The 15,932-nt window shown below is 53.5% G+C and carries 9 protein-coding genes; all 9 read right to left on the bottom strand.

Annotation, left to right across the window (positions count from 1 at the left end):
• Positions 1 to 25: 25 nt before the first annotated feature.
• The 9 genes from J7I43_RS14850 to J7I43_RS14810 all read right to left on the bottom strand — a co-directional run bounded on the left by J7I43_RS14850 (position 26) and on the right by J7I43_RS14810 (position 15,875).
• Entirely contained in the window at positions 26 to 1,423 is a 1,398-nt protein-coding gene (locus J7I43_RS14850) for a RagB/SusD family nutrient uptake outer membrane protein (RefSeq protein ID WP_209146507.1), read from the bottom strand.
• Positions 1,424 to 4,765 carry a SusC/RagA family TonB-linked outer membrane protein gene (locus J7I43_RS14845; protein ID WP_209146506.1) on the bottom strand — a complete coding sequence of 1,114 codons (3,342 nt, stop codon included), beginning with the start codon at positions 4,763 to 4,765 and terminating at the stop codon, positions 1,424 to 1,426.
• 108 nt (positions 4,766 to 4,873) lie between these two features.
• Positions 4,874 to 6,094: a FecR family protein gene (locus J7I43_RS14840; protein WP_209146505.1), complete on the bottom strand. Its 1,221-nt coding sequence runs from the start codon at positions 6,092 to 6,094 to the stop codon at positions 4,874 to 4,876.
• A gap of 110 nt (positions 6,095 to 6,204) precedes the next feature.
• Positions 6,205 to 6,792, bottom strand: coding sequence for an RNA polymerase sigma factor (locus J7I43_RS14835; protein WP_209146504.1), 588 nt, complete (start codon positions 6,790 to 6,792; stop codon positions 6,205 to 6,207).
• A 24-nt stretch (positions 6,793 to 6,816) separates the two neighbouring features.
• A complete protein-coding gene (locus J7I43_RS14830; RefSeq protein ID WP_209146503.1) occupies positions 6,817 to 8,124 on the bottom strand; it encodes a MutS-related protein in 1,308 nt (435 codons plus the stop codon).
• Positions 8,121 to 9,479, bottom strand: coding sequence for a MutS-related protein (locus tag J7I43_RS14825; protein WP_209146502.1), 1,359 nt, complete (start codon positions 9,477 to 9,479; stop codon positions 8,121 to 8,123). Before J7I43_RS14825 ends, J7I43_RS14830 begins: the two co-directional genes overlap by 4 nt.
• Before the next feature lie 298 nt (positions 9,480 to 9,777).
• Positions 9,778 to 10,755, bottom strand: coding sequence for a discoidin domain-containing protein (locus J7I43_RS14820; protein WP_209146501.1), 978 nt, complete (start codon positions 10,753 to 10,755; stop codon positions 9,778 to 9,780).
• Positions 10,756 to 10,788: 33 nt separating this feature from the next.
• Positions 10,789 to 12,468 carry a RagB/SusD family nutrient uptake outer membrane protein gene (locus J7I43_RS14815; protein WP_209146500.1) on the bottom strand — a complete coding sequence of 560 codons (1,680 nt, stop codon included), beginning with the start codon at positions 12,466 to 12,468 and terminating at the stop codon, positions 10,789 to 10,791.
• A 23-nt stretch (positions 12,469 to 12,491) separates the two neighbouring features.
• Positions 12,492 to 15,875, bottom strand: a complete 3,384-nt coding sequence (locus tag J7I43_RS14810; protein ID WP_209146499.1) for a SusC/RagA family TonB-linked outer membrane protein — start codon at positions 15,873 to 15,875, stop codon at positions 12,492 to 12,494.
• Between the last annotated feature and the right edge of the window lie 57 nt (positions 15,876 to 15,932).

The following is a 15,932-nucleotide window of genomic DNA, read 5'->3' as shown; positions in this document are numbered from 1 at the left end:
GTTGGAATTTTTTTATCATTGACAACTATCTTTCAGTTACAGGCAATACGAATTTGTCGGTCAGCGCCTGGTTGCCCCCGTACTCGTCCAGTATGGTCTTATTCAGCCGCTTGTAGAGGAAAAACAATTTTCCTTCTCCCACGAACTCCCTGCGGGCATCGTTGATGATCGCATCCTCGAACGCTGATTTGGAAGCAATGGAAGAAAGCGGGACTGTGCAGCCCCGCTTTGCGCGAAGGGTGTTCAGCAGCGCCAGGGCGCCTTCAGGATCTGTATCGTACAGCGCTTCCGCGGCAATATGGTACAGCTCGCTAAGTCTGAATAAGGGAATTGCGGAAGTAATAAACCCTTCCCGCTCCTGCTCCATGTCAAACTTCATCAATTGCCTTCCGTCGGCGGTGAGGTAACATTTTTTCCGGTAATCGGAATTCAGGTCGCTGCCAAAGATGGGGGAGGTATTAGGCAGCAAAAAGATGACCTTGTTGAATTCTTCTTCGAATTTTATCCGGTACAATGCAAAGATAAGATCGTCGGACAGCAGCCGGTCGTACACGTTCACATCAATAACGGTAGCCGGCGTAAAGGAAATGGTCGCTTCGTTGTCCGCCGTTTTATCATTGATCACTTCCATCGCATTATCGTATGCAAGCCGGTCGTCGCCCGCGTATAACGCAACGCGGGAGAGCAGCGCCGTGGTAGCGAAATATCCCATGCGGAAGCCTCTTTTCCCGTAACCGAAGAAGGTCTCGTCATCGTTAAAGCGGAACCGGAACTCATGAAAGTCCCTCCTGGCCGTCGGCCGGGTATCGAATTCTTTCTGCAGCGCCTTGCTGCGCGTGAGGTCCGCGATGAGCAGCTGCAATATTTCACTGGTGCGTTTTTCCGGCCTGGGTACATGGGTCAGTTCCGTATAATACGGAATGGCGGCCGCATCCTGCACCGCCGGCGCGGGAGCGTACAGGCGAAGCAGGTCGAAGTACAACATGGCGCGCAGCGAAAGTACTTCGCCTTCCAGCCTGGCGCGCTCATGCGGTTTAAAGAATGTTGCGTCTTTTTTATTCATTTCTTCCAGCAGCCCGTTGCAATTGGCAATAGTGCTGTAAGCAAGCGCCCAGATGGAATTGATGCGCTGCTCCATGCCGTTGGATACATAATCGTAATTTTTCAACGGGTCGTACTGGGTGTTCTTCAGATCATAACAGCGGCCCAGTACGTCCACGAAACCATGTGTAAGCTCGGCGCCGTATAAAGTGGTGGAAGAAAGACTGGTATAGATGCCGTTGAGCGCTATCGAAAAACCTTCCGGTGTTTCAAAAAGCACATCCGCGGATACTTCCGACTTTGGCTCCAGGTCAAGCCAGTCTTTTACGCAACCCGAAAGCAGCACGATGAGGCCGGCCAATATTAAACATAACTTTTTCATTTAAAAGCCCAGGTTTAAAGTGAGATTAATGGTGCGCGCGTAAGGAAAATCAGTGCCGCGTTCCGTGTCGATGCTCGATACACGCCCCAGTTCGTTGCTGGTTACCTGTACCCTGCAGGTGCTTACCTTCCACCTGTCCAGGATGCGTTTGGGAAGGTCGTAACCGATCGTCATGGAATTAAATTCCACGTAATTATTACGTTGTACGAAACGGGAGGTTACCTGCGTAACGGTATTCCACAAGCGCACATCTTTTAAGAGGGTGACGTCGCCGGGGCGCTGCCACCGGTCGGTGAATACGCGGCTGTCTACATTCTGGTAAACATTGGCGTTCTCCACTTTGCTCACGAGCGTATTGTTGTACATGTCCCCGCCGTATTCATACAGGAAGCCGGTAAAGATGAAAAATGATCTATAGCTTAAATTAAACCCGAACGCTCCTCTCCAGGCCGGTTCCGAATCGCCGACCACCACATGCTGGCTTTGGTTCCAATCATAGGTTACCTCCCCGTTCCGGTCCAGGAATACTTCCCTGCCGTCTGCGGGGTTGATGCCGAGCGACTGCATGGCATAGATGGCGGTTTGGGACGCGCCTTCGTAGTATTTGTTCAGTGGTTTGTTCACTACCGTGTGATCGTCGTAATACTGCTCTACGCGTTTGTTGTAGTCTTTCAGCGCGTCCCCGATCTTCAGGAATTTATTGCTGTTGTGCGCCGCGGTACCGTATATGTTGAGACTAAGGTTCCGGGCGCTCAGTACCTGGTATCGCGCGCTGATCTCATAACCTTCGTTGAGTATTTCGCCGAGGTTGCTTTTATACGATTTGAAACCGGTGGAAAAGGGCAATGTAATATCCCCTATCAGGTCCACGGTTTTTTTATGATAATAATTCAGCGTTATGCTGAGTTTGTTAAAAGCGGTAAGATCGAACCCGGCGTCGAACATCGTGGTTTTTTCCCACTCCAGGTCGGGATTGGCGAGCGTGATCAGGTTAGCGCCAATACCGAAAGCGTACCAGTCTTCAAAATTATACCCATAGGTGCTTTTGGATACGCTTTGCGAAAAACCTGCTTTACCCACCTGCCCGTAATTGGAACGCACTTTAAAGTTGGTCAGCCAGGGATAGTTTTTCTGAATGGCGGCATAGTTATGAATGTTGATGCCCGCACCGAGCGACCAGAAAGGCGCGAAACGTGCGTTGGAACCGAATTGCGAAGCGCCGTCGTACCGGCCGGAGAAGTCCAGCAGGTAAATATTGTCATAGCTGTAGTTGGCGGAAGCGAGGAACCCCAGCAGCCGTGATTTTTCGTTATCGCCGGTGGGTTTGTCCAGGATGTCGGCGGCGAAATTGATATCGTCTGTATTGCCGGTGAGAAAACCCTGAACGGAGTAACCGGACCGCGTCATGTCTTTCTGGTTGGCGTTGGCGCCCAGCGTGGTGTTGAGGTAATGTTTGCCAAAAGCTTTGCCGTAAGAAAGCAGCGCGTTAAAATCCCAGGTAAGCATCTGGTCGTCCAGGATGCTTTTTATGCCTTTTTTTTCAAATTCCACATTGTCGAACTGTGAGGAGGCCGGGTCTTTAAAGTTCTGCCGCTGGCTGTTCTGCAGCATTACAGAAAGGCGGGTATCCAACCGCAGGCCGTCGGCGATGGTCCAGCGGAGATTGAAGTTGTTGGAAAAATCGTTGTGTTTGGTGCGGTCGTAGCTTTTGAGATGCGCGTCGTACAGCGGGTTTCCCCTGCTCCCGGGATGCCCCCATTCGCCCAGCTCCTTTTTGTAATTGCCTTCTTCGTCAAGGAACGCTTCATAGGGATTTTGCTGCGCGTATGTTGCAAAAGAACCGAACGGGGATTCTTCGGACCGGATATTATTCCACTGGATATAATTCCTGAACATCAGGTTGTTTTTCCGGTAAGAAATGGAGAAACCTAGCGAATTATTGTTCCGCTCCGAGCCCTTCATCACGCCCTGCGTACGGGCGATGTTCATGTCTGCGCCGAAGACGAACTCTTTGGAACCGCCTTCCACGAGGATGTTGTGCCGCTGGTTCAGGCCGGTGCGCAAAGGTTGCGAGAGCCAGTCCGTTTCCACGCCGCGGTTGATCTCCGCCAGCTTGCCGTAATAACTTTGCTCGCGTATGATGGCCTGCCCGGGCTGTTCATTTTCCCTGCGGTCGAATACGCCCGCGATCCTTTCCAGCTCCAGCTTTTCCCTGGCGTTCAGCAGGTGGTAGCCGGAAAGGTCCGGCGCTGAAACGCTGCCGTTCAGCGAGTAGTTCACCCGCAACCTGCCGCTCACCGGCTTTACGGTTTCTATGACCACCACGCCGTTGGCGGCACGCGAGCCATAGATGGCCGTTGAGGCCGCATCCTTCAGGATGGTGATGCTCTCCACGCGGGTGGGGTCCAGGTCAAAGATCCTTTGCACCGGCACCTCGTAACCGTCGAGGATAAAGGTAGGCAGGTTAGGATCGTTGCGGAGCTGGGTGGGAGACAGCGCGGCCCCGTCGTCCGGGAGCGTAACGTCGCCAATGCCGGAGCGGCCGCGGATATATACCGGGTTGATGTTGTTGGGATCGGAACCGAGGCTGTTATTGTCCAGCACTTTGAAAGAAGGATCAAAGATCTGAAGGCTCCGCAATATGTTGTTGGGCGCCACTTTCAACAGCTCCTCGCGTTTGATGGTAACCGCCGAGCCGGTAAAATTATTTTTGTTGATATACGAATAACCGTTGACGATCACCTGGTTCATTTGGTTGGTGCTCGTTTCCAGCACAAGCTCGATATTGATCCCGTTGCCGGACGTGGCTTTTACGTTGTCGTTCATTCCCGCTTTAACGGCAGACACGGCGTAACCGTTGGCCGTTTCGCGTATGCCGACTTCCAGCGTTTCATAACCGATGCTGGAGATCTGCAAAACGGCGCCCCGGTCGAGGGTAAGCCGGAAGGCGCCCTGCGCATCTGTGGTGGTACCGGTTTGCGTGCCTTTCACGCGAACGGATACGCCGGCCAGCAATTCGCCCGAACGGGAACGGACCGTGCCGGTGATAATCACCGGCTGATCGGGAGTATCCGCTTCCGCCGGTCGGGCAGGGTCTGCAGGCGGGGCCTTGCGCGAAAGGAAAATGTTTTTCCCGCGGAGGCGGTAAGTAATGCCCTGGTCCCTGAATACAAGGCCAAGGAACTGTTCTACCGGAAGATTCTGAACGGATAGGGAAACCGGCTTCGCAGAAGTGAGGATGCTTCTGTCGCCGGAGATCACATGACCGGTCTGTTCTTCAATTACCTGGAACACTTTTTTCATGGCGATGTCCTTCCCGGAGAACGTGATGTTCTGGGACATAGCGGATAGGTGGACCAGGAGAAGAACAGCAATTGATAACGCTGTTGATCTCATGTCAGCACTGTTTTTGATTTTTGGTTGCGGCTTCTGAAGAGCCTATTGAAATGCTTATTGAACTCCCGTGATAATTATTTTCCTTCCTTCGAGCCGGAAACGAACTCCCCAATCTTTTAATCCTTCCATAAAATCGGGCAAAGAGAGGTTCCTGCTTACTTTTCCAAAAAAAGCTTTGGCAGGGATTCCTTTTTCATAGGTCACTTCTACATCATACCAGCGTTCCACCTCACGCATCAATTCTTCCAGCGTGAGATCATCAAGACTGAAATAACCGTCTTTCCACCCCATTACGTTTTTGATATTGGCATTATGAACGACCGTGATGGACTGCACCACCTCCAGCTGCTTCAACTGCGCCTGCTGGCCGGGTTTCAGCACCACGCCTTGTTTGCCGTCTTCCTGTTCGGCCATCCGTACCCTCACGCTTCCGGTCAGCACCGTTGCGCGAAGCGCTTCCTCGTTGCCGTAAGCATTCACGTTAAAGCTCGTGCCGAGCACGTCGATGGCAGCGCGTTGGCTCACCGCTACATGAAAAGGCATTTCCGCATTCTGCTTTACCTCGAAATACACTTCGCCGGTAACCTCCACACTGCGCTCGCCGCCGGTAAATGCCGTAGGGAAACGGATAGAGCTTGCCGCGTTCAGCCAAACCTTCGAGCTATCAGGCAATAAAAGCTGGTAGATCTTCCCTTTCGGCGTGGACAAAGTATTGTAAAGCACCTGGCTGCCGGAATTATTGCCGGCGTAGGAAAGCTGGCCTCCCTGCTTTGTGATCCGGGTATTTCCCTGTTTTGCCACGGCGCCGTCCACCGCATCGTCCAGCACGATCTCCTTTCCATCGGCAAGCTTTAGTACGGCGCCCGGGGACGCCGGCCGGCCGTTACCGGTGTTTTGCGTCACCGCGGTCCCGGGAACGCCGGCGTTATTTTCAAGTAAATTCCACCAGACAAACGCTCCCGCCAGCGCCAGCAACGAAGCCGCAACGGCGGCAAACCTCCGCATGCGGAGCCGGCGGATGTTTACGATCTTTTTACCGGCCTGCCCGTTAAACGAAACCGCTTCTTTTATTTTGTTATAAACAATGTCCCTGCTGGTCTCATATTCCTTCAATGCCGATGCCAGCGACGCTTCGTCCGTAAATTGCCGGAAAAACCGCTGGTGGTCTTCAGATTGCTGAACCCATTTATCCAATTCCTGTCTTTCCTGGTCGTTCAATTCATCGTTAAGATGCCTGGCAATCAGATCGGAAATAACCTTCGGTATTTCGTTCATAAACCAATAGTTGAAAAGTGTAAAGCCGGGACAGCGGGCTGAATCAGTTGGCTATAATTCCCCCTTTGCGCATATATAACCCGCAAAGGGCGCTGTTTGTCCCGAAGGATCTAAAAAAAATAATAAAGGCTCAGGGTAAAGCCTATCTGTGCGGTCCTGCTCAGGAAAATCATCCTGACCGACCTGATGGCAATGGACTTGGCGTTGCGCACCGTTTTTTCGCTTACCTGGAGCATGTCGGCGATTTCCTGGTTGTTATATCCCTGGTAATAGGAGAGATTCAAAATATTGCGGTAATAGTCCGGCAGCTTTTCCACTTCTTCCCGGATACGGGTGACCAGTTCCGATTCGATCTCGGAAAAGAGGATGGCCGTTTGTTCCGAGGCGGTAAAATCGCTGATCTGCCGGTCAATCGCGGAGCGGGCCTTTTGGTCGCGCAGGAAATTAAAGCATTTGTTCCGCGCGTTTAAAAAAAGGAAGGCCCGGAGATGTTTGTAGGAATCCAGCGTCTCTTTTTTTTCCCATAACAGGATAAAAAGCTGTGCCGTCATATCCCTCGCATCCTCTATAGCAGGCAGGAGATACTTGCAGAATGAGAAAATATGATGGTAGAAATGATTGTAAACGACGGTAAAGGCCGATTCATCGCCACTTTTAAAACTCAGTATGGTGTCATTGTCAAGCTCGATATCTGACATAAAATATATAATTCCCGGAAAGCATTATTCTATCATTTCCAATATCTTTTCATTCTCGATGATCACCATGCCATGACGGTCGCTGGTAATTCCCGCCGTCAGCGTATAGGGATAGCGCGGCACGGTTCCTTCCATGATCGTGGGGAGGTAAGAAAATTGCAGGTTATCGCAATCTTCTTTCAGGCGGTCGCCCACTTCGATAATATGTGTCGAAATAACAAAAAAACTGTTACGATACGTAGAAAATTCTTTTGTAACGGCCAGCGTTGCGTCGTAGGCGTCTTTTACGTTGGTGCCTTTGAACAGCTCGTCGAAAATGACCAGGAGGTCATGGCCTTTGGCTACCTCCTCCGCTACTTTCTTTACCCGCAGCACTTCCGCATAAAAATGGCTGTAGCCGAGGTTCAGGTTGTCCGGCACGTTGATCGAGGTATAAAGCCCGTCCCTGACGGAAAATTGCATGTCCTTCGCGGCTACGGGAAATCCCATATGCGCAAGATAAACCGCGATGCCCAGCGACTTCATAAAAGTGGATTTACCGGCCATGTTGGCGCCCGTCAGGAAAAGTACGTTCCGGTCTTCCTGCAGGGTCAGCGGGTTCGCCACCGCTTTTTCCAGGGCCGGGTGGCTTACCGCCGTGGTCCGGAAGATATTTTGCTCCTTTGGAAGGGCCTGTGCATACGAAAACCCCCTGGCGCGGGCTACATTGCTGACCGCTATGTATACGTCCAGGTGGTACATGAAGTCCAGTATGTTTTCCGTTTCTTCCCGGAGCACATGGCGGATGAGGTGGTCGTAACGCGCCAGTTGGAACAGGGAAAGCGGCTGGCCTTCCGGCGCATCCTGCAGCCATTTCGCCCGGTGGGTATTGAGGGCGGCCTGAACGGCTTCAAATTGCCCGGTTGAAAGATCGCTCACTTTTTGCAGGAAACCCTGCAAGGCGTTTAACATGCCGATGGTGGCGAGCAGGCCGTTCTGAAGGTGGCCGTACTGTTCATCTTTTACAGCTGTTTCCAGCGCCTTCTTTCGCAAAAGGTCCCCGGCTACCGCCAGGAAAGAGCTGCCGGTGCTTCCGCCCAGGTATGCTTCCGCATCTTCGAATACCTGCGCGCTAACCGGGAACGACAATTCCCGCTCATGAAAATATTTCAATACACCGCTACGGCTGTTGATGGCGGCGGGATCGGATAGCGGCTCATGAAACATCCTGTCCAGCAGCTTTTCCCCGCCTCTCGTCCGCGTGGCGTTAAAAAGACTGAATAAGGATTGCGGGCTGAATCTCCCGGTTATATTCAGGTCGTCCAGCGTTTGTTTGTCCGTTATGAAACTCATGTTGCTGTAGTTTTTTGCGGTTTCTTTTTCCCGTTGCGGAGAATTTCCAGTATTCCTTCGTTGTTAACGATCACCATTCCGTGCCTGTCGCTGGTAATTCCCTGTTCGAGGGTATAGGTATATTCAGGCTGATGGCCTTTCATCCGGGTAGGCAGGTAAACAAAGCTGATATTGCCGCACTTTTCCTTCAGCACGTCCCCGGCCTCGATAATATGGGTGGAGATCACGAAAATGCTTTCCCTTTTTTTCGCGAAGGCGCTGGTAATCGCAATGGTGGCTTCATACGCGTCTTTTACGTTCGTTCCCCGGAACAGTTCGTCGAACACGATAAAAAGGTCCTTCTTCAAACTCAGCTCCTGGGCCATCTTCTTTACGCGCAATACTTCCGCATAGAAGTGGCTGGCGCCCATGCCCAGGTTGTCTGGCAGGTTGATGGTGGTGTAAACGCCGTCCAGCACGGCAAATTCCATCTTCTTCGCCGCCACCGGGAAACCCGCATGCGCCAGGAACATGGCGATGCTCAATGATTTCATGAAAGTGGATTTGCCGGCCATGTTGGCGCCGGTAAGAAAGATGACATTGCTGTCCGTCGTAACATGGATGGAGTTGGGCACCGCGTTTTTTACCAGGGGATGGTATACTCCCTCCAGTTTCAGCAGATCATGACCGTTTCCCTGCTGGTTTGCGGGCAGGGCCTTGGGGAAAACGAATTTCCGTTCGGCCGCCACTTTCGCCACGGACAGGTATACGTCCAGGTAAAAGATCAGTCCCAGCAGCTTTTCAACCAGGTTTCTCTGCCGGAAACGCAGGATAACGTCAAACTCCGCTATTTGCGCATGCGAGAGCTTTTCCCTGCTTTGAAGGATGGCGGCAAAGGCCGGATCGTTGAGGATCACGGACATTTCTTCTTTTTCTTCCCGGTAAAACCCGTTCCCGTCCAGCTCCTTTATAAATTCTTTTGCCTGTTTCAGCAGGTCTGTGAGGGACTCCACGCCTTTGTAGATCAGTTGCGTATCAGCGTCCATCGCCATCATATTCGTCAGCTTCCGGGCTACCGAATTTTCCTGTACTGTCAGTTTGGAACGTTCGTCTGTGTTGGCAAGATAGGGCGTTGCCGCGTCGAAGGCCGCGGTTTTAAAGGGAAACGAGGTGTCCAGCGCGGCGAACGATTGTATAATGCCGCTTCGTTTGTTGATCGCTTCGCTGTCTGCAAGCGGGTACCGGAACATTTCTTCCAGGATGCCCGCGCCGCCCCTGGTAGCGCAGCGGTTAAAGATGTTGTAAATGGAATCTCCGCCGTGTTTGCCGAATATATTCAGGTCGTCCAGCGTTTGTTTATCCGTGGTAAATAACATTTGGTTGATTTGAGTGCAGCAGCGAATATCTAAAATATTTTCGGAAATGGTTGGCCGGCTGTAACATTTTCGGTCAGATCGTGTAATTGACAGGGGGAATTTAAAGTCAGGGCTACATGCAAATCCCAGGTCTGGCTCACGTTAACGGTGGCAATGGCGCTGTTCAGGCTACGGACGTTCCGGCTGTTCCCCTATATGCCAGGCATGCGCGATGTGAAAACATCTCTTATCCGGAAATTTTCCGCATAAAAAAACACCGGCCTTGCAGACCGGTGTTTTTGATCTTATATCCCTCCGATCAGAATGCGCTGATCTCGGCGAAGAAAGTAATGTTGGTATTTCCGTGTGTAGCCGTTACCGTTACCTTAAAGTATCTCCCGGAAAACTGTTGGGTAAAAAATACGGGCTGGCGGGCGTTGATGGCCTGAAGCTGGTATGTACCGGCATTCTGCCAGGTAGTGCCGTTCGCGCTCACTTCCACCGTCACCGTTTTGGGCGCGCCGTTGGGCGCGTTCTGGCGGGCGGTGAGGTAAAGGCCGGAAAGCGTGTTGCTCGCGTGCATATCGATGCTGATATGGTGCGGCAGCGGCGGCTCTCCCCCATCCCACTGGGTATGCCAGAACGTGTTCAGCAATCCGTCAAGCGCAAAGATGGCGCGGCCGTTGTTCGGGCCTTCGCCGTTCGCTTCTTCCGAATCCACTTCGGCGATGGTCCATGCGGCGCGGCTGATCTCCGGATATACCGGCGGCGTTACTTTCACCACGAAATACGTAATGGACTGCGCCCCGTTGATGCTGTAACCATCCGCGGAAGAAAGCCTTACGGGGATCATATAATTATGCCCTTCTTCGATCAGTTTGGCATTGATGGTGAACGCGATATTGTTGCTGATCGTGCTGCCTTTTTTGATCACCGTGCCGCCTTTCGGGAACACGAAGATGTTATCGGGAATGCGTTCGAACGCAGGCTGGCCGGCATTGGCGCGCGCGGTGTTGATCGAATCCCATTTCGAATAATCCAGGTCAAAATTCACCGTAACGTCCCGCGGGGCGCTGGCAAAACCGGAGCCCGCGAAAAAGGCGTTCAGGTCGAATGCATAAGCGGAATCGGACTGCAGCGGCGCCCTCCTGTTCACGGTAATATCCGTAAAAGCGCCGTTGATGGCCTGCGACATGTAGATGCGCACATCGCCGTCGTTTTCGGAAAACGCGTTTTCCTTTTTGCAGCCTGCGGCGCCGATCCCTGCCAACAGTGTATAGAGAAGTAATTTTTTCATCTTTCCATTTTTAAGGATAATAAAACGTCGCCCTTACCAGTTCGGGTTCTGCGGCAGCAACGCAGGGTTCAGCGTTAATTCGTTCGTGGGCAGCGGGTACAGGTACATCCTGTCGTTCCAGGTACGGGACGTGATGTTGTTGTAAACGCGAATGTAAAAGTTGCCGTCTACGATCACATTGCTCACCTGGTTGGCCGGGTATTGCGCGCGCAATGCGGGCGTGAGTTTCATGCCCAGTATCGTTTCCGGGTTGTTGATGAGCGGGCCGGCTTTCCAGCGCAGCAGGTCGTCGAAACGGAAACCGTCTCCCACCAGCTCGATCCTTCTTTCCCGCCTTATCTCGTCCAGCAGCAAGGGAATGCCCGGGAATTTGGATTGCGGGTCTCTCACCAGCGAGGCGATCACCATCGGCGCCATGCCCACGCGGGAGCGGATCTCGTTCACCGTTCTGTCTATCACCGCCTGGCCCGCTTCGCCCAGCTCGGCTTTGGCTTCCGCGAATATCAGCAGCGTTTCGGCGTAACGGAAAATGAAAAGGTCGAGCGTGGACTGGTTGGCGTTCCACTGCGCGAGGTCGGGGCTGTAGTTTTTCACCGCGGCATACCCGGTTACCACGCCGGGAATGCGCGGCAGCGTCACCACATCGTTTACGCCGCCGGGATTGTTGGTCACCACGAAGCCGCGTGTTGCAATGATCTGCCTGAAGCGGGGGTCGCGGTCCACCATTTCATCGTCCAGCGTTTCGTCTCCCTGGTACAGCGCGCTAAGGGCGGTCGGCGTGCCGTTCTTGTCCAGGAAAGAACGTACGAAATCCTTGGTGAGCGCCGGCCATATGTCGGATATCTGGCGGGTGAGGTTGTGCATGCTGATGTCCTTGATGTAACGGCGCGCCAGGATGGCTTCCGGGTTGCCTCTCAGCTCTTCCTGGATAAACAGGTTGTAATAATCTTTCAACGGGTTGCCGGTTTTCCAGATGCCGTAACGGCCGGTGTTCATCACGGCTTCGGCGGCATCGGCAGCGGCGCGCAGGTAGATCGTTTCATCGCCCAGGGCGTGATATTTCCGGAAAGTGCCTTCCCAAAGGCAGATCCTGGCTTTCAGGGCGTTTGCCACGTCTTTGGTGATCCTTCCCCTGAATTGTTGGTTGTCTCCTTCGGCGGCATTGGCCGTGGCGAAGTTAAGGTCCGCCAGCACGGAATCCATCACCTGCTTGTGCGGCTGGCGCGGGCCGTAAAGGATGGCGGAAGATGTATCGGTCAGGTCCTGCGAAAGCCAGGGCACTGCGCCGAAACGTTTTACTTTATTCCAGTAAAAAAGCGCGCGGAAAGCGCGGGCCTCGGCAGCATAGTAATTTTTTACAGTGCCGTCCATCTGTGCGCGGCCGTACCGCTGCAGGAAGTAGTTTATATCACGGATGTCTGACCAGCCGGCGTAGTTCCAGTTGTCGTCCGTTGCGGGCACCACGTATTCGCCGGCAAGAAACGTGTTGCGGGAGCTTTGCGCGAAGTTGTCCGAGTTTGCTTCGCTGTTGCCCTGTTGTACGGGCAATGCGTCGTAGAACTGGTTGAGATACAATTTCAGGTCGTTCTCGTTTTTGAAGAACGTGGGCTCGCTGATGGCGTCCTGCGGGAACCTGTCCAGGAAATCTTCCTTTTTACAGGCGGCCAGCAGCAGAACGAGCGTGCAGATATATAAAATGTGATTCCTTGTCATGATTTCAATTTTTTAATTCAGCATTACAAACCAACCTGCAGGCCAAATGACCAGCTGCGGCTCAGCGGGTATGTCTGAACGCCCAGCAGCTCGGGGTCGAAGGCTTTGTGCAGATCGGTCACTTCAAACAGGTTCTGGCCGGTGATATACACTCTCACGCGGTTGATCTTCGCCCTGGAAAGCAGGGACTGCGGGAGGGAATACCCGATAGTGGCCTGTTTGAGGCGCGCATAAGCCGCGTTCTGCAAGTATTTGGTCTGCGTCTGCTGGTTGTACCCTGCGCCGATCTTGTTTACGGGATAATAGGCGTCCGTATTCCCGGGCGTCCAGGTATCCAGGTGGTATTTCAGCGGCACGTCCCATTCGCTCGTAAAGCCCCAGAAATAGGTACCGCCGAGCATGTAGTCGCGTTTGCCGGTGCCCTGAACGAATATTGTCGCGTCGAATCCTTTGTATTCGGCGCCAAGGTTCAGGCCGAAGAGATAACGCGGCGTGTTGTTGCCGATCACGCGGCGGTCGCCGGGATTGTAGATGCTGTTGTCGCCCACGGAAATAACGCCATCGCCGTTCAGGTCCGTGTAACGGATGTCGCCGGGCAGCCATGCGCCGCCATACAGGTTTTTCTGGGAAGCGGATTTCGCTACTTCTTCCGCGGACTGGAAAAATCCGGCGGTGGTGTAGCCCCAGATATCGCCGAGGCGCTCGCCTTCGTAATAATCGCCGATAAGCCCTTTGGGGTTCAGCTCGTATCGCGTCACTTCGGAGGTGGCGTCTGCCAGGTTGAAAGCTACGTTGTAGCTGAAGTCGCTGCCAACCTGGTCTCTCCAGGTAAGGTTCAGCTCCCAGCCTTTGGTACGCATATCGGCGGAGTTGGTGGTAGGCGGCGTTGCGCCGAGGATGGCGGGCCTTGCAGCACCCGACTGGACGATGTCTTTCACGGTTCTTACGTAATAGTCAAATACAAGCCCCAACCTGTTCTTCAGGAAAGATGCGTCCAGACCGACATCGATGGTGCTCACTTTTTCCCAGGTGAAGTCAGGCGATACGAGCCCGGCCGCGCCTACATAAGGACTGGTGAGGTTATCGTCGAACACATATCCCGTCTGCCCGATCGGCATCGTGGCGATATAAGGATAAGGCACGCTGGTGGCCTGGTTGCCGAGGGTTCCGTAAGAAGCCCTGAGTTTCAGGTCGTTGACGATATCGGAAATGCCCGCAAAGAATTTTTCCTGCGAAACGCGCCAGCCCGCTGAAACGGAGGGCGCGAACAAATAACGGTTGCCTCTCTGGAAACGCGAAGTACCGTCATAACGGCCGTTCACTTCCAGCAGGTATTTATCCGAATAAATGTAGTTGAGGCGGAAAAAGGAACCGCTTACCGCCCATTCGTTCTGCGCCGCGCCGAGGATCGGGCTCTTGTCGTTGTTAGGCACGAGGCTCGGCATGGTCGGGTCCACCAGGTTGCGGGCGGTTACATTGAAGTTCCTGTTCTGCTTCAGCTCTTCGTTGTAGCCGATCATCGCTTTCAGATAATGTTTCCCGCCGAAGGTATTTTCATACTGGAGGTAAGAGTTCAAAGCGTAATAAAAATCGCTGGCGCTGGCCTGGTACAGGCGGCTGGGAGTGGTCCAGGGATAGGTGCCCAGCAATGCGCCGTCTACGCCGTATTCGCTGAATGCTTTATAATGCTGGCTGGTATTTTTGAAATACCCGTTCCAGGTGTAATCCGTTACCCAGCGTACGTTTTTCAGGGGCTTCACCACAAAGCCGCCGGTGAGCCATACGTCGTTGATGTCATATTTATACCGCCCGTTCTGTTTCATCACGGCGATCATATTGGTGTAGTTGCCCTGGCCGGAGAAATTGCCGTCCGGGTGGTACACCGGCATCAGCGGGGTTAAGTCGGTGGGGATGAAAGACCAGTTGGAGATGTTGTCGTTCACGAACTGCGTGCCGTTGGGCGTGTTCAGCGTCGTGCGGTTCAGGCTGGCTTTGAAGTTCAGCTCCAGCCAGTCGGTCGTTTTATTGGTGAGGCGAAGGCTCGCATTATACCGTTTGTATTGCTGGTCGGCTTCTTTCAGCAGGCCCTCCTGGTTGAGAATGCCCATGCTGGCGGCATAGGTGGTTTTACCTTCCCCGCCGGACAGCGAGATGTTATGCTGTTGCTGCGGCTGCCATCCCGGGTACAGCACGTCTATCCAGTCTGTGTTGCCTACGTAACGGTAACGGTTGGGCCTGTCCGGGTCTACGTACACATCTGAATTGTTCGCGGGATCGGCGGCGTATTTGGAGGCCAGGATGGAATCCTGGTCGGTATAGTTGTAGCTGTTGCCGCCGGCCCTGCGCGCGGCGTCGCGGAACATGTTGATGTATTCGGGACCGCTCAGGTAATCTGGCAGGCGGGTTGGGCGGGAAAGCGTGTAGTTGCCGGAGTAGCTGATATTGATCTTCCCGGATTTCCCGCTTTTGGTGGTGATCAGCAGCACGCCGTATGCAGCACGGCCGCCGTAAATGGCTGCGGAAGCGGCGTCTTTCAGCATCGTCACACTTTCCACGTCGTCGGGGTTGATGAGATTCGGGTCCATCACCACGCCGTCTACCAGCACGAGCGGGGCCGCACCGCCGCTTGAGCCCAGGGGATTGTCGCCCCTGATATTAAAGGAAGCGCCCTGGCCGGGAGCGCCGGTGCTCATATTCACGCGCAGGCCGGGCATAGTGCCTTGCAGGCCCTGCGCCAGGTTCACCAGCGGGCGGCTTTCCAGCGCCTTGGCGTTTACGGTAGCTACGGCGCCGGTGAGGTTTGCGGCTTTCTGGGTGCCGTAACCTACCACCACCACTTCGTTCAGCGCGGTATTGCCTTCTTCCAGCACGATGTTCATGGCGCCGGAAGTAACGCGTCTTTCCAGGGTCACAAATCCTACGAACTTAAACATCAGCGTGGCCGTGTCACTTTTTACGGTGAGCGAAAACGAACCGTCTTCTTTCGTGATGGTGCCGTTAGTGGTGCCTCTTTCCCAAACGCTTACGCCAATAAGCGGCTGCTGCTGGCCATCGGTCACTTTACCATGAGCCACAATGGCCTGCACCACATTCGGCTTGTCGCCCGCGGGGGCGATCACCACGAGGTTGCCGGCGATCGTTTTGTAACCCAGCTTGGTATTTTTCAGTACCTGCCCCAGCGTTTCCGTCCAGGTTTTGTCTTTCACTTCGATGTTTACCGGCGCAAGGTCCTGCAGCATTTCGTCGTTGTACACGAAATGAACCGGGATCTGTTTCTCGATGGCTTTTAATACTTTCCGGAGGGAAGCCTGCTTCATGTTCAGCGTCACCTTTTCCTGCGCATAACCGGATAGCGCAAAGGATTGTATGGAGCACATACAAATGATAATGGCGGTCAATTTCATCATGAACAATAGCTTGATAAGTGGCGCGACAGGACGACCGGGGCTCGCACCCGGACCCAA

This window comes from Chitinophaga chungangae (genome assembly GCF_017742215.1).
Taxonomy (GTDB): domain Bacteria; phylum Bacteroidota; class Bacteroidia; order Chitinophagales; family Chitinophagaceae; genus Chitinophaga; species Chitinophaga chungangae.
This window is presented reverse-complemented; position numbering and strand designations above follow the sequence as displayed.

Coding starts and splice junctions, on each gene's coding strand:
- J7I43_RS14850 (WP_209146507.1), bottom strand. CDS start 1,423: ATGAAAAAGTTATGTTTAATATTGGCCGGCCTCATCGTGCTGCTTTCG.
- J7I43_RS14845 (WP_209146506.1), bottom strand. CDS start 4,765: ATGTCCCAGAACATCACGTTCTCCGGGAAGGACATCGCCATGAAAAAA.
- J7I43_RS14840 (WP_209146505.1), bottom strand. CDS start 6,094: ATGAACGAAATACCGAAGGTTATTTCCGATCTGATTGCCAGGCATCTT.
- J7I43_RS14835 (WP_209146504.1), bottom strand. CDS start 6,792: ATGTCAGATATCGAGCTTGACAATGACACCATACTGAGTTTTAAAAGT.
- J7I43_RS14830 (WP_209146503.1), bottom strand. CDS start 8,124: ATGAGTTTCATAACGGACAAACAAACGCTGGACGACCTGAATATAACC.
- J7I43_RS14825 (WP_209146502.1), bottom strand. CDS start 9,479: ATGTTATTTACCACGGATAAACAAACGCTGGACGACCTGAATATATTC.
- J7I43_RS14820 (WP_209146501.1), bottom strand. CDS start 10,755: ATGAAAAAATTACTTCTCTATACACTGTTGGCAGGGATCGGCGCCGCA.
- J7I43_RS14815 (WP_209146500.1), bottom strand. CDS start 12,468: ATGACAAGGAATCACATTTTATATATCTGCACGCTCGTTCTGCTGCTG.
- J7I43_RS14810 (WP_209146499.1), bottom strand. CDS start 15,875: ATGATGAAATTGACCGCCATTATCATTTGTATGTGCTCCATACAATCC.